Annotated in this window: 12 protein-coding genes; 1 reads left to right on the forward strand and 11 read right to left on the reverse strand. The window is 71.4% G+C overall.

Features of this window, described 5'->3' with window-relative positions; all coding sequences use genetic code 11:
- Window positions 1-111: 111 nt before the first annotated feature.
- Together ACFWY5_RS06300 and gltB are read right to left on the reverse strand one after the other, a co-directional pair.
- Window positions 112-1,590, reverse strand: a complete 1,479-nt coding sequence (locus ACFWY5_RS06300; RefSeq protein ID WP_379630701.1) for a glutamate synthase subunit beta — start codon at window positions 1,588-1,590, stop codon at window positions 112-114.
- Between the two features lie 9 nt (window positions 1,591-1,599).
- On the reverse strand, window positions 1,600-6,099 hold the full coding sequence (gene gltB / locus ACFWY5_RS06305; RefSeq protein ID WP_379630702.1) for a glutamate synthase large subunit: 4,500 nt from the start codon (window positions 6,097-6,099) through the stop codon (window positions 1,600-1,602).
- Window positions 6,100-6,293: 194 nt separating this feature from the next.
- Between gltB and ACFWY5_RS06310 the strand changes: the two genes are divergently transcribed.
- A complete protein-coding gene (locus tag ACFWY5_RS06310; RefSeq protein WP_379630703.1) occupies window positions 6,294-6,494 on the forward strand; it encodes a hypothetical protein in 201 nt (66 codons plus the stop codon).
- A gap of 122 nt (window positions 6,495-6,616) precedes the next feature.
- On the opposite strand, the gene ACFWY5_RS06315 is transcribed toward ACFWY5_RS06310, so the two are convergent.
- The 9 genes from ACFWY5_RS06315 to ACFWY5_RS06355 form a co-directional block, all read right to left on the reverse strand.
- Window positions 6,617-7,213, reverse strand: a complete 597-nt coding sequence (locus ACFWY5_RS06315) for a hypothetical protein (RefSeq protein ID WP_379630704.1) — start codon at window positions 7,211-7,213, stop codon at window positions 6,617-6,619.
- Window positions 7,214-7,238: 25 nt separating this feature from the next.
- Window positions 7,239-8,063: a hypothetical protein gene (locus ACFWY5_RS06320; protein WP_379630705.1), complete on the reverse strand. Its 825-nt coding sequence runs from the start codon at window positions 8,061-8,063 to the stop codon at window positions 7,239-7,241.
- Complete coding sequence (locus ACFWY5_RS06325) at window positions 8,060-8,764, reverse strand: VIT1/CCC1 transporter family protein (protein WP_379630706.1); 705 nt, start codon at window positions 8,762-8,764, stop codon at window positions 8,060-8,062. Before ACFWY5_RS06325 ends, ACFWY5_RS06320 begins: the two co-directional genes overlap by 4 nt.
- The gene (lgt, locus tag ACFWY5_RS06330; protein ID WP_379630707.1) at window positions 8,761-9,981 is read right to left on the reverse strand and encodes a prolipoprotein diacylglyceryl transferase; all 1,221 of its coding nucleotides are present in this window, start codon (window positions 9,979-9,981) and stop codon (window positions 8,761-8,763) included. The genes ACFWY5_RS06325 and lgt overlap by 4 nt, the downstream gene beginning before the upstream one ends.
- 27 nt (window positions 9,982-10,008) lie before the next feature.
- The gene (locus tag ACFWY5_RS06335) at window positions 10,009-10,761 is read right to left on the reverse strand and encodes a thioredoxin domain-containing protein (protein ID WP_379624097.1); all 753 of its coding nucleotides are present in this window, start codon (window positions 10,759-10,761) and stop codon (window positions 10,009-10,011) included.
- A complete protein-coding gene (locus tag ACFWY5_RS06340; RefSeq protein ID WP_379624095.1) occupies window positions 10,761-11,291 on the reverse strand; it encodes a MauE/DoxX family redox-associated membrane protein in 531 nt (176 codons plus the stop codon). The genes ACFWY5_RS06335 and ACFWY5_RS06340 overlap by 1 nt, the downstream gene beginning before the upstream one ends.
- Window positions 11,292-11,373: 82 nt before the next feature.
- A complete protein-coding gene (locus ACFWY5_RS06345; protein ID WP_379630708.1) occupies window positions 11,374-15,258 on the reverse strand; it encodes an endo-alpha-N-acetylgalactosaminidase family protein in 3,885 nt (1,294 codons plus the stop codon).
- A gap of 66 nt (window positions 15,259-15,324) precedes the next feature.
- Window positions 15,325-16,140, reverse strand: coding sequence for an AraC family transcriptional regulator (locus ACFWY5_RS06350; RefSeq protein WP_379630821.1), 816 nt, complete (start codon window positions 16,138-16,140; stop codon window positions 15,325-15,327).
- A gap of 40 nt (window positions 16,141-16,180) precedes the next feature.
- On the reverse strand, window positions 16,181-20,140 hold the full coding sequence (locus ACFWY5_RS06355; protein ID WP_379630709.1) for an endo-alpha-N-acetylgalactosaminidase family protein: 3,960 nt from the start codon (window positions 20,138-20,140) through the stop codon (window positions 16,181-16,183).
- Window positions 20,141-20,210 lie beyond the last annotated feature (70 nt).

Here is a 20,210-nt window from a genome sequence, read left to right on the forward strand (position 1 = left end):
CGCGCTGGGAGCCGGGAGGTCAGGGGTGCGGGACTGGCTGGGGGTGCCGGGTGGGCGGGAGACGGGTTTGGCGGGGCGGTTGGGGCCGCCCCGCCGTACACCGTGATGGGGTTAGACGAGCGAGCGGGCCGTCGGGAGGATCGGGTACGGCAGCGCCGTCTCCCCCGTCAGGAACGCGTCCACCCGGGAGGCGGCGGCGCGGCCCTCGGCGATGGCCCAGACGATGAGCGACTGTCCCCGCCCGATGTCCCCGGCCGAGAACACACCCTCCACCGAGGTCATGTACGAGGCGTCACGCGCCACGTTGCCGCGCTTGTCGTAGGCGACACCCAGTTCCTCCAGCAGCACGCTCTTCTCGGGCCCGGTGAAGCCCATGGACAGCGTGACGAGGTCGGCGGGGATCTCCCGCTCGGTGCCCGGGATGGGCTTGAAGCCGTTCTGCGGGCCCTCGACCTCGACCAGCCGCAGCGCCCGGACGTTGCCCTCCGCGTCGCCGGCGAAGCCCAGGGTGGAGACGGCGTAGACGCGGTCGCCGCCGCCGTCGGCCAGTTCCTCGTGGGCGCTCTCCATCTTGAACAGCGTCGGGAACGTGGGCCACGGCTGCGAACCCGCCCTGGACGCGGGCGGGCGAGGCATGATCTCCAGCTGGGTCACCGACGCGGCGCCCTGGCGGATGGCGGTGCCGATGCAGTCCGCGCCGGTGTCGCCGCCGCCGATGACCACGACGTGCTTGCCTCGGGCGTTGATCTCTGCGTGTGCATCCGCGCCGGACTCGGGCGCATCAGATACTGCGCGGTTGGCGGGGGGCAGGTACTCCATCGCCTGGTGGACGCCGCGCAGCTCGCGTCCCTCGACGGGCAGGTCGCGCCACTGGGTGGCGCCGCCGGCCAGGACGACGGCGTCGAACTCGGCGCGCAGCTGCGCGGCGGTGATGTCGACGCCGGCGTTGACCGAGGTGCGGAACTCGGTGCCCTCGGCCCGCATCTGCTCCAGGCGCCGGTCGATGTGGCGCTTCTCCATCTTGAACTCGGGGATGCCGTAACGCAGCAGCCCGCCGATGGCATCGGCCCGCTCGAACACGACGACGTCGTGCCCGGCGCGGGTGAGCTGCTGGGCGGCGGCCAGCCCGGCCGGGCCCGATCCGACCACGGCCACGCGCCGGCCGGTCTTCACCGCCGCCGGCTCGGGACGGACCCAGCCCTCGGCGAAGGCCCGGTCGATGATCTCGACCTCGACCCGCTTGATCGCCACGGGGTCGGAGTTGATGCCGAGCACGCAGGCGGCCTCGCATGGGGCGGGGCACAGGCGGCCGGTGAACTCCGGGAAGTTGTTCGTGGCGTGCAGGCGTTCGATCGCCTCCTGGAAGTCCTCGCGGTAGACGAGGTCGTTCCATTCGGGGATGAGGTTGCCCAGCGGGCAGCCGTTGTGGCAGAACGGGATGCCGCAGTCCATGCAGCGGGCGGCCTGCTGCTTCAGCTTGGCGGCGGGGAAGTCGTGGTAGACCTCCTTCCAGTCCTGGATGCGCACGTCCACGGGACGGCGCGCGGGCAGCTCCCTGTCGTGTGTGAGGAAACCCTTCGGGTCAGCCATGGAAGCCCCCTATCCCTGAACCGCGGCGGCCATGACCGCCTCGTCGATGTCCCGGCCTTCGATGCGGGCGGCCTCGGCGGCCTGCAGGACCCGCTTGTAGTCGGTCGGCATGATCTTGCTGAATCGTCCCGGATCCCAGGTGGCCAGCAGCGCGGCGGCCACCGACGAGCCGGTCTCGGCGAAGTGCCGCTCGACCGTCTCGCGCAGGAACTCCACGTCCTCGGCGGTGGGCTCCTCGATCGCGACCATCTCCCGGTTGACCCGGTTCAGGTCGAGGTCGAGCAGGTACGCGATGCCGCCGGACATCCCGGCGGCGAAGTTGCGCCCGGTGGGGCCGAGGATGACGGCGCGGCCGCCGGTCATGTACTCGCAGCCGTGGTCGCCGACGCCTTCGACGACCGCGGTGGCGCCGGAGTTGCGTACGCAGAACCGCTCGCCCACGACGCCCCGGATGAACGCCTCACCCGAAGTAGCGCCGTAAAGGGCGACATTTCCGGAAATGATGTGGCCGTCCAGCGGCGCCGCGTCGTGCGGCCGGACCGTGATGCGGCCACCCGACAGGCCCTTGCCCAGGTAGTCGTTGGCGTCGCCGGTCAGGCGCAGCGTGATGCCGCGCGGGATGAACGCGCCGAACGAGTTCCCGGCCGAACCGGTGAACGACACGTCGATCGTGTCGTCGGGCAGGCCGTCGCCGCCCCACTTCTTGGTGACGTGGTGGCCGAGCATGGTGCCGACGGTCCGGTTGACGTTGCGGATCGGCAGGTCGAGCTTGACCGGCTCGCCATACTCGATGGCGCCCTCGGCCAGCTGGATGAGGGTGTTGTCCAGCGCGTGCTCCAGACCGTGGTCCTGGAACTTGGTCCGGCGCCGGGCGTCGCCCGCGGGCACGTCGACCTGGTGCAGGATCGGGGCGAGGTCGAGGCCGCTCGCCTTCCAGTGGTCCTCGGCGGCCGTGATGTCGAGCAGGCCGACCTGCCCGATCGCCTCGTCGAGCGAGCGGAAGCCCAGCTCGGCCAGGTACTCGCGGATCTCCTGCGCGATGAACTCGAAGAAGTTGACCACGAACTCGGGCTTGCCGGTGAAGCGCTTGCGCAGCTCCGGGTTCTGCGTGGCCACGCCCACCGGGCAGGTGTCGAGGTGGCAGACCCGCATCATCACGCAGCCGGACACGACCAGCGGGGCGGTGGCGAAGCCGTACTCCTCGGCCCCGAGCAGCGCGGCGATCACCACGTCGCGGCCGGTCTTGAGCTGGCCGTCGACCTGCACCACGATCCGGTCGCGCAGGCCGTTGAGCAGGAGCGTCTGCTGGGTCTCGGCCAGGCCGAGCTCCCAGGGCGCGCCCGCGTGCTTCAGCGAGGTGAGCGGCGAGGCGCCGGTGCCGCCGTCGTGGCCGGAGATGAGCACCACGTCGGCGTGCGCCTTGGACACGCCCGCGGCGACGGTGCCGACGCCGACCTCCGCGACCAGCTTCACGTGCACCCGGGAGACCGGGTTGGCGTTCTTCAGGTCGTGGATGAGCTGGGCCAGGTCCTCGATGGAGTAGATGTCGTGGTGCGGCGGCGGCGAGATGAGGCCGACGCCCGGGGTGGAGTGGCGGGTCTTGGCGATCCACGGGTAGACCTTGTGGCCGGGCAGCTGGCCGCCCTCGCCGGGCTTGGCGCCCTGGGCCATCTTGATCTGCAGGTCGTCGGCGTTGACCAGGTACTCGGAGGTCACGCCGAAGCGGCCGGAGGCCACCTGCTTGATCGCCGAGCGGCGGGAGATGTCGTAGAGCCGGTCCGGCTCCTCGCCGCCCTCGCCGGTGTTGGACTTGCCGCCGAGCTGGTTCATCGCGATCGCGAGCGTCTCGTGGGCCTCGCGCGAGATGGAGCCGTAGGACATCGCGCCGGTGGAGAACCGCTTGACGATCTCGCTGACCGGCTCGACCTCCTCGATCGGGATCGGGTTGCCGGGCTTGAGCCGGAACAGGCCCCGCAGCGTCATCAGCTTCTCGGCCTGCGCGTCGACGAGGTTCGTGTACTCCTTGAAGATCTCGTACTGCCGCGTGCGCGTGGCGTGCTGCAGCTTGAAGACCGTCTCGGGATTGAACAGGTGCGGCTCGCCCTCGCGCCGCCACTGGTACTCGCCGCCGACCTCCAGGCGCCGGTGCGCGTTCTCGGCGCGCGGGTAGGCCCGCTTGTGCCGCTGCGCGACCTCTTCTGCCAGTACGGCGAAGCCGACGCCGCCGAGCCGCGAGGTGGTCCCGGTGAAGCAGGCGTCGACGACCTCGGCGCCCAGGCCGAGCGCCTCGAAGATCTGCGCACCGGTGTAGGAGGCGACGGTGGACACGCCCATCTTGGACATGACCTTGATGACGCCCTTGCCGTACGCCTTGATCAGGTTGCGCACGGCCTTGTGCTTGTCGAGCGCGAGCACACCGGTGTCGACCAGGTCCTCGACGGTCTCGATGGCCAGGTAGGGGTTGATGACGCCGGCGCCGTAGCCCACGAGCAGGGCCATGTGGTGGCACTCGCGGGCCTCGCCGGTCTCGACTACCAGGCCGATCTTGGTGCGGGTCTTCTCCTGGATGAGGTGGTGGTGCACCGCGCCGGTCAGCATCAGCGACGGGATCGGCGCCATCTCGGCCGAGGAGCCTCGGTCGGACAGCACCAGGATGCGCGCGCCCTGCTCGATGGCCCGGGAGGCCTCGGCGCGGATCTCCTCCAGCCGCCTGAGCAGCGCCTCGCCGCCGCCCGCCACCGGGTACAGGCCCGAGATGGTGTGCGGGTGGAAGCCGGGCAGGTCGCCCTCGTCGTTGATGTGGATGATCTTCGCGAGCTCGTCGTTGTCGATCACCGGGTAGGGCAGCACGAGCTGACGGCAGCTCGTCGGCCCGGGGTCGAGGAGATTGCCCTCGGGGCCGAGCACGCTGGCCATCGAGGTGACGACCTCTTCCCGGATGGCGTCCAGCGGCGGGTTGGTGACCTGCGCGAACAGCTGCGTGAAGTAGTCGAACAGCAGCCGGGGCTTCTCGCTCAGGACCGCCACGGGCGTGTCGGTGCCCATCGACCCGATCGGCTCGGCGCCGTTCCTGGCCATCGGCGACAGGATGATCCGCAGCTCTTCCTCGGTGTAGCCGAAGGTCTGCTGCCGCTTGACCAGCGCCTCGTGCGTGGGGATCTCGCGCTGGCGGGCGCGCAGCTCCTCGAAGCGGACGAGCCCGGCGTGCAGCCACTCCTCGTACGGCAGCGCCGCCGCGAGCTCCGCCTTGATCTCGTCATCCTCGATGATCTTGCCACGGGCGGTGTCGATGAGGAACATCCGGCCCGGCTGCAGGCGTCCCTTGCGGACGACCTCCTCGGGCTTGAAGTCCAGCACGCCCGCCTCGGAGGCGAGCACGACGAGCCCGTCGGCGGTCACCCAGAACCGGCCTGGGCGCAGGCCGTTGCGGTCGAGGACGGCTCCGGCCAGCGTACCGTCGGTGAAGGTGATCGAGGCGGGGCCGTCCCAGGCCTCCATCATCGAGGAGTGGAACTCGTAGAAGGCGCGGCGGGCGGGGTCCATCCCGGTGTGGTTCTCCCACGCCTCCGGGATCATCATGAGGACCGCGTGCGGGAGCGAGCGGCCGCCGATGTGGAGGAGCTCCAGGGCCTCGTCGAAGGAGGCGGTGTCGGACCCGTCCGGGTCACAGATGGGGAAAAGTCGCGAAATATCGCCTGGGATGTGCGCGGACTCCAGCATCGCCTCGCGCGCCCGCATCCAGTTGCGGTTGCCCTTGACCGTGTTGATCTCGCCGTTGTGCGCCACGTACCGGTAGGGGTGGGCCAGCGGCCAGCTCGGGAAGGTGTTGGTCGAGAAGCGCGAGTGCACCAGCGCGATCGCGCTCTCGAAGCGCTCGTCGGTCAGGTCGGGGAAGAACGGCTCGACCTGGTCCGGGGTGAGCATGCCCTTGTAGACGATCGTGCGCGCGCTCAGCGAGGGGAAGTAGACGTCCACCTCGTGCTCGGCCCGCTTGCGCAGGCAGTACGCCAGCCGGTCCAGCTCCAGCCCGGACTCCCCATCGGGCCCGGCCACGAACAGCTGCTTGAAGAACGGCATGACGGCCCGGGCGCTCGGCCCGGGAAGAGCCCGGTCGACCGGCACGTCACGCCAGCCGAGCACGGTCAGGCCCTCCTCGGCGGCGATCTCCTCGATCATGCGCACGCCGATCTCGCGCGCCTCGGAGTCGCTGGCCAGGAAGGCCGTGCCCACGGCGTACTCGCCCGCCGCGGGCAGCGCGAACGGCACGTTCGCGCGCAGGAATGCATCGGGGATCTGCGTCAGGATCCCGGCTCCGTCGCCGGTGTCCGGCTCGCTACCCTTGGCCCCCCGGTGATCAAGGTTGCACAACGCCTCCAAGGCCTTCTCCACGATGCCGTGACCACGTCGCCCTGCGACGTCGGCCACCATGGCCACTCCGCAGGCGTCATGCTCGTTGGCGGGGTGGTACAGGCCCTGGGGTTCAGGGAACCCGAGGTGGGCAGCAGGCATTGAATCCCTCCCGTCGTCTCTTCGCTTGCTCTTGGTGCTTCAAAGGCGAGGGACGACGTTGGCCCTGCTGCAGTTGTGCGTTAGAGGTTACAACACGTTGCCCGAATGGTGCCCACCAGGTCCACATCGCGAACATCACACCTGTTCCGGTATACGGACACCTGTGTCCCAAACCCCGGAATTCCAGGGCCGATATGCCGCCCCGATGGAGCGCGAAAGGGCTCGAACGCCTGCTCGAAGAGGCCGGGGCCCGACACACGCTCGGTCACGTCGCCCCCACCCCCGAGACCGTGCCGCTGCTCGGCGCCCGCTTCTGGCCACCGGGCGCCCACCTGCTGAGCGTCGGCGACCACGAGCTCGGGGACTTCACGCCCGGCCTGCTCGTGGGCGAGTAACCCCAGGCGCTCGGGCTGTCACGGGTGCGGCTGTCGACGTGGCTGGTCAAGCCCCACGCGGCCGCGGTGGAGCGGGGGGCGGTAGCCGTACCGGCCGGGCTGGAAGGGGCGCGGTGGCCGGGTCAGACGGCCTTGAGGACCCTGGACTGCACGACGCGCGCCAAGGTGTCCAGGGTCACCTGTGACTGGGTGAGGTCCACCCTGGCACCCTCGGCGGCCGGGCCCACCCAGCTGACGGTCACGTAGTGGCCGAGCGCCCGCGCCTGCGCCCAGCTTCTGGCGGTGTCGAAGGCGACCGCCTGCTCCAGGAAGCCCTCCTTGCCCAGCGCCGAGACCAGGGCGTCGGCGGCGCGGCCGTCGGGCAGGTTGAAGATGACGAACTGGCCGTTGACCGCCGGGCCGGTGTAGGTGGCGCGCAGGGCCTGCGAGCAGCCGGTGGCCTCGGGTCCGGCCAGGGCGTCGGCGCAGTCGTCGAGCTGTTCGGCCGCGCCCCTGGTCAGCTCGCCCAGCTTCGCGGTGGCCGGGGGGAAGACCTCCTCGGTGGTGAGCGGGGCGGCGTCGCTCTGGCGGGAGTCGATGGCGGCGTACATGGCCGAGGTGGGCTCGCCGCGGAAGGTCGCGGGCCGGGCCGGGCCGCCACGGGTGAGGAACCAGGCGGCCAGGGCGGCGGCGAGCACGATCAGCACGGCCACGGGCGCGGCCACGCGAGCGGGAATCATCGGCGGGCTCCGGCGGGACGGTGGGTCACGAGGGCTGCTGCCCGGTGATCGCGACGACGCGGCGGTAGACGGCCTTCTCCGCTCCGCGCAGGGTGAGGGTGGCCGAGACGAAGTCGTCCTTGGGCGTGGGCTCGGCGCCGTCGGCGCGGCCGATCCAGACCACGCCCAGGTAGTGGCCGAGCGCGTAGGCGCCGCCCTCGGTGTAGCCGCCGCCGGGGAAGGATGCCTTCTCGCTCTGCAGGGCGTGGGTCCAGCCGCCCCGGTAGCCCGCCTTGAGCTCGGTGACCAGCTCGTCGGCGGCCTTGGCGTCGCGCAGGTTGAGCAGGGTGTACTGGGCCACGTAGCGGCCGTCGGAGCTGGTGTAGAGGGCGCGGGCGGCCTGGGTGCACTCGCCGTCGGCGGCCTTCTCGACCAGCGAGGGGCCCCACAGCACGGCCGCGCAGTCGGCGCCGAGCTCGTGCGCGACCAGCTTGAGCGTGAGTTTCTTCTCGTCGGCCAGCGTCTTTCCGGCGAACAGTTCCTTCTCGCTCAGCGGCTTGGCGTCCTTGGCCCGCTCGCTGATCGGCTCGAACAGCTTGGGCGAGCTCCAGCCGTGGAAGGAGTCCGGCCGGGCGGTGCCGGGCCCGCCGGCCGCGGCGGTGGCCGCGCGGTCGGGCAGGTAGCCGGTGCCCAGCGAGCCGATGACGGCCACCAGCCCCACGGCCAGGACCACGACGCCGAGCGCCGAGCCGATGATCACGAGCAGGCGCTGCTGCTCGGGCCGCAGGCCCATGTCGCTGAGCAGCGGCAGCTGCCAGTCCGACGACGGGGTACTCCGGGTACGCCGCCGCTTCCTGCTGCTGCTCCTCACAGCCCCGTTCCTCCGATCAGGTTGCCGAGCGCGAAGGTCAGTCCCGCCGCCACCGCTCCCACGACGAGCTGGCGCAGGCCCGAGTACCACCAGCTGCGGGCGGTCACGGCCGAGACGAGCGCGCCCGCCCCGAACAGCGCCACGCAGGACAGGAGCGCCGACAACGTCAGGCTGGTCACCCCGAGCAGGTACGGCAGCAGCGGCAGCACCGCCCCCGCCGAGAACGAGGCGAACGACGACAGCGCCGCCACCTTGGGCGAGGGCAGGTCCTTGGGCCCGATGCCCAGTTCGTTCTGGGCGTGCACTTCCAGGGCGCGCTCGGGGTTGGCCGAGATCTGCCTGGCCACTTCGGCGGCCAGGTCGGGCGCGACGCCCTTGGAGACGAAGTCGTCGGCGAGTTCCTGCTGCTCGGCGTCGGGGTGGCGGTCGAGCTCGCGCCGTTCGACGGCGATCTCGGCCAGGGCCAGCTCGCGCTGGCTGGCCACCGACACGTACTCGCCGCCGGCCATCGAGAACGCCCCGGCCGCCAGGCCCGCGACCCCGGCCAGGGCGATGACCTTGGTGTCGTCGGTTCCGCCCGCGACACCGGCGATGAGCGCGAAGTTCGACACCAGCCCGTCCATCGCCCCGAACACCGACGGCCGAAGCCAGCCGCCGGTGACATCGCGATGCTGGTGGTGCTGCTCCGCGCGATCATTCATCGCGGGTTCTTTTCCTCTTCCCGTACGGCTTCCGCGCCATCCTTGACGGCGTCGTCCTTGACCCCGTCGTCCTTGACCGGCTCGTCGGTCTGCGCGACGGGCACCTCGGCCTCTTCGGTCTTCGCGGGCGCAGCGGTCTTCGCGGGCTCGGCGGGCTTCTCGGGCTCGTCGGTTGCGTCGGCGGCGGGTCCGTCGCCGGTGGTGGAGGCGTCCGCCTTGGCGGGTTCGCCGTCCTCCGCCTTCTCCGCGTCGTCGGCCGACTTCTCCGCGGTGTCCGCGTCCCGGACGGTGTCGGCATTGTCGGCATTGTCGGCGTCGTCGGCCTGGTCGGCCGCGTGCGCCGGGTCGGCCGACGCGTCCTCACCCGGCGGCCCGGAGCCGTCGCGCGGCAGCACGTACTCCACGGTGTCCTTGCCGCGCGTCGCGAAGAAGAAGGCGAGCGCCGCGACGAACAGCACGATCGCGGTCCACTGGTTGATGCGCAGGCTCAGGAACGTCACCGCGTGGTCCACGCCGCCGACGGGGTCGATGCGCAGCCCCTCGATCCAGAAGCGCCCGAGGGTGTAGCCGGCCACGTAGAGCGCGAACAGCCGCCCGTGCCGCAGGGTGAAGCGTTTGCCCGCCCAGATGAGCACGAAGGCGAGCACGAGGTTCCAGATGGACTCGTACAGGAAGGTCGGGTGGTAGAGCCCGTCGACCGTGCCGTCCTTGTTGATGTCGATCTCCAGCCCCCACGGGAGATCGGTCGGCCCGCCGTAGAGCTCCTGGTTGAACCAGTTGCCCCAGCGGCCGATCGCCTGGCCGATGGCGATGCCCGGCGCGACCGTGTCGGCCACGGCCGACAGTGAGATGCCGCGTTTGCGGCAGGTCAGCCAGACGCCGACCGCGCCCAGCGCGACCGCGCCCCAGATCCCCAGCCCGCCGTTCCAGATGAACAGCGCCTCATACGGCTCGTTGGGGGCTTCGGGGCCGAAGTAGAGCTGCCAGTCGGTGATGACGTGGTAGAGCCGGCCACCGATGAGACCGAAGATCACCGCGGGCACGGCGATGTCGATCATGGTGCCGGGCGCGCCGCCACGGGCGCGCCAGCGGCGCTCGCTCATCCAGACGGCGATGATGACGCCGAGCACGATGCAGAGTGCGTAGGCCCGGATCGGAATCGGGCCGAGATACCAGACCCCTTGGGGAGGGCTGGGAATCGAGGCAACAAGGGGCATGTCAGGTGAGGGTAGCGGACCGGCGGGCTACTTGGCTGCGTTGAGGACGGCCTCGCGCAGCTCCGACGGGCGGAAGAGGACTTCGTTGTCCATCTCGACGCCGTTGAGCTTGACGGTGGGTGTGCCGGTCAAGTTTTGCTCCTTGTTGACCTTGTCGCTGTAGCTCTGCTGGACACCGGCGTACTGCTGCTTGGTCACGCACGGCTCGAAGTCGGCCGCGGTGATGCCGGCGTCCTTGCCCCACCCGACGAGCTGGTCGATCTTGAAGCCCTCGACGGTCTCGCTCGGCTGCTTCTCGAAGAGGGTGTCGTGGAAGGCCATCCACTGCTTGCCGTCCTTCACGCAGCGGGCCGCGGCCCCGGCGCGGATGGAGTTGCCGCGCGTCGGCTCCTCGCTGAAGATCGTGATGGGGTGGTAGACCACCTTGGCCTTGCCCTCGGCGGCCAGGTTCTTGAACGTGGACCCGCTGACCCGCTCCAGCTCCTTGCAGGCCGGGCACTGGAAGTCCTCGTAGATGTCGATCACCGGCTTGTCGACCCCGGCGTTGCCCATCGTGACGCCCGCGTCGGCCGCGACGGTGATCGGCGCGAGGTTGGCGCCCGTCTCCTCCGACTTGGAGCGGTTCATGTTCCAGAGGACCCCCGCCCCCAGCGCGGCCACCGCCACGACGCCCGCCGTGGTGTAGGTGATGATCCGCCGGCGCTGCTCCCGCTTGCGATCGGCGGCCTGCTGCTCCTTGATCCTGTCGCGCGCCGACTTCTCGCGGTCGCCCTTGCCCATCAGTCGTTCTCCTTGTCATCCACCGTGTGCAGTCCGAGGGCCCCGTCGAGGGCGAAACGCCCCGGCGGGAAACGCGCGGCCCAGACGCCGAGCACCACCAGCCCGAAATCCCGCAGGATGTCGATCAGGTACGTCGGCTCCTGGCCCTTCTTGAGCTCGCCGCCACCCCCGAAGCAGCCGCAATCGATCTTGTAGCCCTTCGCCCACGCCCAGGCGATGCCGAAGACGAAGGCGAGCATGAGCAATGCCCCGACCACCGCCACCACCCTGGTCATCAGGCCGATCACGAGCAGGATGCCGATGATGATCTCCACGATCGGCAACGCGTAGCCCACGATGGTGGCCAGCGACTCGGGCAGCAGCTGGTACGCCTTGACCGCCACCACCGAGTCGGACGGGTTGCCGATCTTCAGCCCCCCGGCCACGATCAGCACCACGCCCAGGACCAACCGGGCGACGGTCGTGACCCAGGGTATCGCCGATCTGACGTTGCGTGACGATGACGACGCGGCCACGGTGATCTCCTTCATGTCTTCGCCTGCGACAGCGCACAGTACTCGCAGGACATCCGATCACGGGCTGGATAAGCGTCGGCTAAGGCAAAATCCTTCCTCATCCGCACCGGAACAGGGCATCGCCCCAGTCCGCGTGGTCGTTGCCGATCCCGTCGCCGCCGTCGCCGGCGACGAGTTCCACGAACCGCGCGCCGCGCACGTCGGCGCTCAGCTCGTGGGCCGGATCGGGCCCGCGCAGAACCGGCGTCTCCGCCTTGACCGCCCCGTCGGCCAGCACGGTGTAGCTCACCGACCCGCGCGGCGCGGCCTGCGAGTCGTCGACGCCGACGACGGCGGTGAAGGCGGCGCACCGTCCGCCCAGGTAGTAGCGGATCCTGGCGGGCGCGTGCGTCCCGAGGCCCTTGGCGAAGACCCGGCCGCCGACGGTGAGCGGCGAGCCGTCGCCCTGGGCCCGGTCGCCGTTGGACTGGTCACGCTCGACCGGCCCCCAGCCGTTGCCGGCCACCACCCACTCCAGGTCGCCGGCGTAGGCGTCGGCCGTGGGCGGCGGCGGGAGCGTCCTGACGACCGCGAGGCCCGCCACGCTCTTGCCCGCGTACGCGGCGACCGCCTTCAGCTCGTAGCTGTCGTGGGCGGCGTCGGCGGGCGGGGTGACCTTCCACACAGTGGTGAGCGCCGCGCCCGGCTCGACGTCGCCGCGCCCCTCCCCCTCGACCTTCCAGCCGGGCGGCCCGGTGAGGCGTACCTCGACGCCGCGGGCGGGCGCGTCCTCCAGGTTGGTGAAGACGGTGGTGACCTCGTTGGCGACGCCCTGCTCCACGCTCGGCGCGGCCGGCCTGACCTCCAGCGTGGCGCAGGCGGCGGGCTCGGCGACGGGTCCGAGGTCCTTGACGGCGAAGTCGTCGAGGATGAAGTCGGCGCCCGGCTGCTCGGCGCGCAGCGAGCGCAGGCCCACCCAGGCGTCGCCGCACCCGGCCACGACCCGTTCGGTGAAGCGGGTGGTGGAGCGCTGCTCGGGGATCGGGGTACGCCGGGTCTCGACGCTTCTGCCGCCCTTGTCGTATCCGGTCACCCAGGTGTAGGCGTCGGCCAGGGCGTTCTGGTAGGCGAAGGAGACCTCGTAGGCGTGGCCGTTCACGAACCGGGCGGTCTGCGGGACCGTCCGGTAGACCAGGCCCTGCCGTTCCTCGTGGACCTTCAGCGACCAGTCTCCGGCCAGCACGTCGTCGACCGCCTTGCCGTTCCACCCCTTCTGTGTGTACGGCTCGCGCCGCTGCGCCAGGTGGGTGCGGGCGTCGAAGGACCCGCCCGCGTCGCCCTTGACGAACGGCCCCCAGCCCGCCTCCGGCGCCTCGAAGCCGTCCTGCCCCGCGGTCGTCGCGACCACGCGGGCGTCGTCCACCAGCACGGCCCCCTCCCCGTCCGCCGCCGCGATCCGCAGCGTGACCGGCCCGGCGGGGGCGGTGAAACGCACGCGGACACGCTGGAAGTAGGTGTCGTGCTTCTCGTCGGAGGCGATGTGGTTCTTGGCCGTGGACCTGTCCAGCCGGACCTTCCGCCCGCCGATCTCCAGGGTCACGGCGCGGGTGCGGCCCGGCTCGATCTCCACGAACGCCTCGGCGGCGTAGCGGCGGCCGGGACGCAGGCCGGTGACGCGCTGCTCCAGCGCGGCCGGCGCGCCGCCGCCGAGGTGGGCGTGGCGCTGGCCGAGGTCGTTGACGCGCAGGCTCACCGGGCCCGTCGTGGTCCAGGCGCGCTCGCCGTTGAAGCCGGGGTCGCGCAGGCCGCTGCCCTCGCCCCACCCGGGCTCGGGCTGCCGGGGCGGATCGCCGGGGTAGAGCACGTACGGCACGCCGGGCTCGGCGGTGATCGTGATCCGGCCGCCGGACGGGGTGAGCGTGCCCTCGGCGACCCGGCCCTGCGGGGTGAGCCGGTAGATCCTCATCGGCCGGTCGGCCGCCCAGGTGGTCGGGCCGCCCGCCGGGTTGTAGTGGTAGGACCTGCCCTCCCACGGCAGCAGGTAGGCGGTTCCGTCGAGGACCTTGCGGTCGTTGACGAACAGTTCGCGCCTGCCGTTCGTGAGGGTGCCGCGCACGCCGTTCTCGAAGAGGATCTCCCCGTCCGTCCACTTCGTGATCGGCTGCCGCTGCAGGAACTTGACCGGCAGGTTGTGCTCCCAGATGTTGCGGTAGAAGGCGTTCCAGTCGTTCTCGGCGGTCCAGCCCTCGAACTCGACGATGCGGGCGTTGCCGAGGATGGGGTGGGCGTTCCAGACGTCCTTCTGGTGGTTGCGGATGAAGCGGATGATCTGGGAGTTCAGGCCCTTGTTGGTGACGCCGCCGTAGTTGAGGTCGGTGGCCCAGTGGGCCCATAGCGACGAGCGTTCCAGCTTGTCCGACCACTCCGTGGTCACCTGCCAGCCCTGGCGGCGCAGTTCGGCCAGCGTGCGGTCGGCGACCCAGCCGAACGGCCGGAAGACGTCCACGTACAGGACCGACAGGTTGCGGTCGGTCTCCTCGCGCAGCCGCCGGAAGCGCTCGGCGAGCGTTCCCGCGGTCAGGTCGCGGCGCTGGTCGATGCGGTAGGACTGGTCGAGCCAGTTCCAGCCTTTGACGTTCTTGTCCACCAGGGTCTCGCTGAACGTCTTCGCCTCGGGGTAGGACTCGGTGGCGTTGACGTGGACGCCGAAGCCGGCGTTCCATCGCCTGCCGGTCTTCAGCAGGGTGTTGAGGTCCTTGAGGCCGCCGGCGCGGGTGTTGTAGTTGCCGCCGTAGTCCGGGTGGGCGGAGTCGTGGCCCTCTGACTGGTAGCCCTTCAGGAGGGCGAGCTGGCCCAGTCCGTCGGTGGCCAGCGCGATGCGTTTGACGTCGTCCAGCGTGCGCAGGAACGGATGGGTCGCCTGGCTGCTGAAGTTGAACGGGATGTGCGTCACCACGCGCCCGCTCGTCTCGCCCGCGCCGGGCGGGGTGACGGCGATGTCGCGGAAGGCGATCGCGCCGTCCTGCCAGTCGAGCGTGCCGTCGCCGTTGGCGTCGGGGGTCACGACCACCTTCGCCCAGGGCAGTTCCTCGGTGAACGGCGCGCCCGCCGCCCGGTAGGTCCACTGCCCGCTCCACACGCCCACCCGGACCACACCGTCCGCCCCCTTGCGCGCCTGGTGCCACAGGCGGGCGGCGTCCTTGTCGGTGGCGCCGGCGGGCTGGTCGTAGACGGAGTTGGTCTCGACGGCGGCGGCCAGCCGGTCGGTGTTGACGATGCCGTAGGTCGCGCCGATCGGTTCCGCCTCCGGCTCCGTGACCTTGGCGAACACGTCCGCCGTCCGCGTCGAGTTCGGATCCAGGCGGGTGAACGCCGTCGCCGCGCCCGGCTGGTCGCCGCCCACCGACACCAGGTCGTGGCCGGGCAGGTCGATCGTGCCCACGCGGAAGGCCGGGGTGTCGCGCACGGCCACGACGGCGAAGGTCGCCACCCGCCGTTTCACGCTGATCGCCGCGTCGAGCTCGACGCCGCCCAGGCCGGCGAAGGTCAGCCGGTAGCGGGCGGACTTCCCGTCCGTGCCGGTGAGGGCCACCGTGACCGGGTACGGCCGGCCGTTCAGCACGACGGCCGGCAGCGCCGTACTGCCGCCCAGTCGTGCCCCGCTCGCGCGGTCGGTATAGCCGAGCACGCGCGGAAAGCCCGGATCGACCTCGACGGCGAGCTCGCCGGAGGCGAGCGTCAGGGGGCGTGCGACCTGTGCGGGGCTGGGCAGGATGCGCTGAACGCCCGGTTGCGGCGCGCCGGTCGCGGACTCCTCCGGCGAAGGCAGCTCGTAGGTCGGCGCCCGAGGTGTGGCGGGCGGCGGCTCGGGATCGGGCGCCGTCCTGAGCGGGAACGGGGTTGTGAGCGGGGGCGGGGGCGGGTCGGGCGGAGCGGAGTGGGCCGGGGCGGCCATGGCGAGGGACAGCACGGCGGCGAGCGGCCCTGATAACCAGCGACGCAAGGGATCCTCCTCCTGGAACCCCCATTGTCCTCCTATTTGACATGAAGTTTGACAAAAAGTCCTGACTTAACCGAAACGTTGGGCGCGAAATTCACTCGGCGGCATCCCCGTCCGGCGGGTGAACAACCGGGTGAAGTACGCCGGATCGTCATACCCCACCCGCCGCGCGACCGCCGCCACCGGTAGATCGGTCCCGGCCAGCAGATCCTTGGCCTGGTTGAGCCGGACCGTCAGCACGTAGTCCTTGGGACTGCACCCGGTCAGCCGCCGTACCCGCCGCCGCAGCTCGGCCAGCGGCAGCCCCAGCCGCCTGGCGTGCTCGGCCACCGGGATCGGCAGGCAGGCGTCCCTGGCGAGCGTCTCCAGCACGCCGTCCGGCCCCTCGTCCACGCGGGCGTGCCGCAGCGCCACCAGCACCTCGTGCACGACCGCCGACGTCTCCACCTCCAGGTACGGGCTGCCGCGCCGGCACGCCTGGAGAATGCGCCCGATGGCGCGGGCGGCCGGCTCTGGCGTGGTCAGCGGCGTCACCGGCCGCCCGTCGCCCAGGAACCCCAGCTCGGTGTAGGCGGCGACGGCCGAGCCGGTGAAGTCGACGAACCACTCGGTCCAGCCGGGCGGGTGCGGCGCGTAGTGGTGCCGGACGCCGGGACGCAGCCAGAGCACGGCGGGCGCGGCCACCTCCACGGGCGCGCCGCCCGCCTCGGCGAACCAGCCGCCGCCCTCGGTCACCACGACCGCCACGTGGTTCTGCATGGTGCGCGGGCCCACGGTCGGCAGCGCGCCGTCCTGGTGGCCGACGCCCAGGCAGACCAGGCCGAGACCGCGGTGGGCCGGGCCGGGCGTGAGGTAGTGCATCCACTGCCGGTACGGCTGCGCCATCCTCACGCCCTCCTCCACGCCGGGAGGGGATCCTAGCGGTTCACCCGCAGGTGAACTGGGCCCCTCCCCAGTCGCCGTGGTCGTTGCCGTTGCCGTCGCCGCCGTCGTCCACGACCAGGTCCACGTACCGGGCCCCGGTCAGGTCGGCGCGCAGTTCGTGGGCGGCGTCGGCGGCGCGCAGGACCGGGCTCTGCGCCTTGACCGCCCCGTCGGCCAGCACGGTGAACCGCACCGACCCCCGCGTGGGCTGCGCGTCGTCCACGCCGGTGGCGGCGGTGAAGCCGGTGCAGCGTCCGCCCAGGTAGTAGCGGATCGTGCTGGGCGCGTGGACGCCCAGGCCCTTGGCGTAGGCGACGCCGCCGATGGTCAGCGGCCGGCCGTCGCCCTCGCCCTGCTCGCCGTTGGACTGGTCCCGCTCGGCCGGGCCCCAGCCGTTGCCGGCGCTGACCCAGTCGTGGTCGCTGGCCCACGCCGTACCGGAGGGCGGTGGCGGCAGCGTCCGCACGGTGACCGCCGCCTCGACCCGCTTGCCGCCGTAGACGGCGCTCGCCCTGAGGTCGTAGGCCCGGTAGGGGGCGTCGGGCGGCGGCGTCACCTTCCAGGTGGTGGTGAGCGCGGCGCCGGGCTGCACGGTCCCGGTCCCCTGCCCGCCGACCTGCCACCCCTCCGGTACGGCCAGCGTCACGCCCACCCCGGCCGGTGCGTCCTCCAGGTTGGTGAAGACCGTCGTCACGTCGTTGGCCACCCCCGGCTCCAGCGTGGCCGTGCCGGGCCGGACCTCCAGCGAGGCGCAGGCCAGCGGCTCCTGGGCGGGGCCGAGGTCCTTGACCGCGAAGTCGTCGAGGATGAAGTCGGCCCCGGCCTGCTCGGGCCGCAGCGAGCGCAGGCCCACCCAGACCTCGCCGCACCCGGCGACCACCCGTTCGGTGAAGCGGGTCGTGGAGCGCTGTTCGGGGATCGGGGTGCGCCGGGTCTCGACGCTTCTGCCGCCCTTGTCATAGCCGCTCACCCAGGCGTACGTGCCCGGCTGGGCGTTCTGGTAGGCGAAGGAGACCTCGTAGGCGTGGCCGTTCACGAACCGGGCGGTCTGCGGGACCGTCCGGTAGACCAGGCCCTGCCGTTCCTCGTGGACCTTGAGCGACTCCTCGCCGCCGATCACGTCGTCCACGGTCTTGCCGTTCCATCCGGCCTGCGTGAACGGGGCGTGCTTCTGGGCGATGTGCGTGCGCGGGTCGGTGCTGCCGCCCGCGTCGCCCTTCACGAACGGTCCCCAGCCCTGGTCGACGTTCTCGAAGTCCTCGACCGGGCCGGGCTTGACGGTCGTGACCAGGCGGACGTCGTCCACGCGGACCGCGCCGTCACCGCCGCCCGCGCCGAGGCGGAGCTTGGCGTGGTTCCCGGTCGCGGTGAAGACGACCTTGACGCGCTGGAAGTAGGTGCCGTGCTTCTCGTCGGCCGCGACGTTGTTCCTGGCCGTGGAACCGCTGATGCGCGTGGCCTGACCGCCGACCTCCAGGGTGGTCTCACGGGTCTTGCCCGGCTCGACCTCGATCCAGGCCGAGGCGCTGTAGGTGCGGCCGGGGGTCAGGCCCTTGAGGTTCTGCCCGATCGCGGCGGGCCGGCCGGCGGCCAGCAGCGCGACCCGCTGCCCCTTGGCGTTCTTCTCGATCGAGACCTGGCCGGTACGCTCCCACGCGCGCAGGGTGTCGTCGTTGAAGCCGGGATCGGCGACGCCGGAGCGCTCGCCCCACTCGGGTGTGTCCTGCTTGGGGGCCTTACCGGGATACAGCACGTACGGCACGCCGGGCTCGGCGGTGATCGTGATCTTGCCGCCGGACGGGGTGAGCGTGCCCGCGGGGACGCGGCCCTGGTCGGTCAGCTTGTACAGGCGCATCGGCCGGTCGGCGTCCCAGGTGGTCGGGCCGCCCGCCGGGTTGTAGTGGTAGGATCTGCCCTTCCACGGCAGCAGGTAGGTGGTGCCGTCCAGGATCTTGCTGTTGCCGAGGAACAGCTCGCGCCTGCCGTTCCTGGCCGTTCCGGTCACGCCCTCGCCGAAGACGATCTCGTCGGCGTTCCAGTCGAGGATCGGGTAGTGCTGCAGGAACTTGGCCGGAAGGTTGTGCTCCCAGATGTTGCGGGTGAAGGCGTTCCAGTCGACCTCACCGGTCCAGCCCTCGAACTCCTCGATCCTGGCGTTGCCGAGGATCGGGTGGGCGTTCCAGACGTCCTTCTCCTGGTTGCGGATGAAGCGGATGATCTGGGAGTTGAGGCCCTTGTTGGTGGCGCCGCCGTAGCTCATGTCCGTGGCCCAGTGCGACCACAGCGAGGCGCGTTCCAGCTTGTCCGACCACTCCGTGGAGACCTGCCAGCCCTGGCGGCGCAGCTCGGCCAGCGTGCGGTCGGCGGTCCAGCCGTGGCTGTAGTACACGTCGACGTAGAGCAGCGCGAGGTCGCCGCCGGTCTCCTCGCGCAGTTGCCCGAACCGCCTGGCCAGGTCGCCGGTGGTCAGATCGGTGCGCTGGTCGATGTAGTACGACTGGTCGAGCCAGTTCCAGCCCTTGGCGTCCTTGTTCACCAGCGTCTCACTGAACGTCTTCGCCACCGGGTAGGCCTCCGTGGCGTTCACGTGCACGCCGAAGTCGGCGTTCCATCGCCTGCCGGTCTTCAGCAGCGTGTTCAGGTCCTTGAGCCCGCCGGCGCGCTTGTTGTAGTTGCCGCCGTAGTCCGGGTGCGCCGAGTCGTGGCCCTCCGACTGGTAGCCCTTCAGGATCGCCAGCTGGCCCAGTCCGTCGGTGGCCAGCGCGACGCGTTTGACGTCGTCCAGCGTGCGCAGGAACGGGTGGGTCGCCTGGCTGGCGAAGTTGAACGGGATGTGGATGGCCACCCGGTCCTTGGTCTGCTCGGCGCCCCGCGCCTTGACGCCGATGCCGCGGAAGGCGATCGCGCCGTCCTGCCAGTCCAGCGTCCCGTCGCCGTTCGCGTCGGGCGTCACGACCACCTTCGCCCACGGCAGTTCCTCGGTGAACGGCGCGCCCGCCGCCCGGTAGGTCCACTGCCCGCTCCACACGCCCACCCGGACCACACCGTCCGCCCCCTTGCGCGCCTGGTGCCAGAAGCGGGCGCGGTCCACGTCGGTGGGGCCGGAGGGACGGTCGTAGGTGGAGTTCGACTCGATCGCCGCGGCCAGCCGGTCGGTGTTGACGATCCCGTAGGTCGCCCCGACCGGCTGCGCCTCGGCCGCCGTCTGCGCCGTGACCTTGGCGAACACGTCGGCGGTCCGCGTCGAGTTCGGATCCAGCCGGGTGAACGCCGTCGCCGCCCCCGCCTGGTCACTGGCCACCGAAACCAGGTCATGACCGGGCAGGTCGATCGCCCCGACCCGGAAGGCGGCCGTGTCGCTCACCTTGTCGATCCTGAACGTCGTGGTCCGGCCCCGCACCCCCACCGACGCCTCCAGCGCCACACCGTCGAGCGCGGCGAAGGTCAGCCGGTAGCGGGCGGTCTTCCCGTCCGTGCCGGTGAGCGTCCCCGTCACCGGGTACGGCGTGCCGTTCAGGACCACGACCGGGGCGGTGGTACTGCCGCCCAGGGTGGCGCCGCCGGCCCGGTCGGTGTAGCCGAGCACCCGGGGAAAGGCCGGGTCCAGGGAGACGGACAGCTCCCGCGAGGAGATCGTCACCGGATCCGCGACGGCCGCCGACGGCACCAAGGGGCTGGACAGCGCCTCAGAGGGGGACGAGGTCGTGGGCGGTGCGGTGGGAGGCGCGGTGGGCGGTAGGCGGACGTCCGGCGGGGCGTCGGTGGGCGAGGGCTCCCGCGCTCCCGCGCCCTCCGGTGAGGCGGCTGAGGCCGCGGGTGGGAGCTTTTGCGGCCCGCCGGTCTCCGAGGCTCGTTGTGCGCCGGTCTGCGCGGAGGGGTGTGCGGGGGTGGCCTGGGCGGGGGTGGTGGTGAGGGTGGCGAGCGCGAGGAGCCCGGCTAACGCGGCGGATCGTCGACGCATGTGCGTCCTTTCGTGCGAAGGGTCCGTGCCGCCACCCTGGCGCGATCACCGGACCGCTTCTATGGACAAA

It is taken from the genome of Nonomuraea sp. NPDC059007, assembly GCF_042740555.1.
Classification (GTDB): domain Bacteria; phylum Actinomycetota; class Actinomycetes; order Streptosporangiales; family Streptosporangiaceae; genus Nonomuraea.

Coding starts and splice junctions, on each gene's coding strand:
- ACFWY5_RS06315 (WP_379630704.1), bottom strand. CDS start 7,213: ATGATTCCCGCTCGCGTGGCCGCGCCCGTGGCCGTGCTGATCGTGCTC.
- ACFWY5_RS06340 (WP_379624095.1), bottom strand. CDS start 11,291: ATGAAGGAGATCACCGTGGCCGCGTCGTCATCGTCACGCAACGTCAGA.
- ACFWY5_RS06350 (WP_379630821.1), bottom strand. CDS start 16,140: ATGGCGCAGCCGTACCGGCAGTGGATGCACTACCTCACGCCCGGCCCG.
- lgt (WP_379630707.1), bottom strand. CDS start 9,981: ATGCCCCTTGTTGCCTCGATTCCCAGCCCTCCCCAAGGGGTCTGGTAT.
- gltB (WP_379630702.1), bottom strand. CDS start 6,099: ATGCCTGCTGCCCACCTCGGGTTCCCTGAACCCCAGGGCCTGTACCAC.
- ACFWY5_RS06335 (WP_379624097.1), bottom strand. CDS start 10,761: ATGGGCAAGGGCGACCGCGAGAAGTCGGCGCGCGACAGGATCAAGGAG.
- ACFWY5_RS06355 (WP_379630709.1), bottom strand. CDS start 20,140: ATGCGTCGACGATCCGCCGCGTTAGCCGGGCTCCTCGCGCTCGCCACC.
- ACFWY5_RS06325 (WP_379630706.1), bottom strand. CDS start 8,764: ATGAATGATCGCGCGGAGCAGCACCACCAGCATCGCGATGTCACCGGC.
- ACFWY5_RS06310 (WP_379630703.1), top strand. CDS start 6,294: ATGCCGCCCCGATGGAGCGCGAAAGGGCTCGAACGCCTGCTCGAAGAG.
- ACFWY5_RS06300 (WP_379630701.1), bottom strand. CDS start 1,590: ATGGCTGACCCGAAGGGTTTCCTCACACACGACAGGGAGCTGCCCGCG.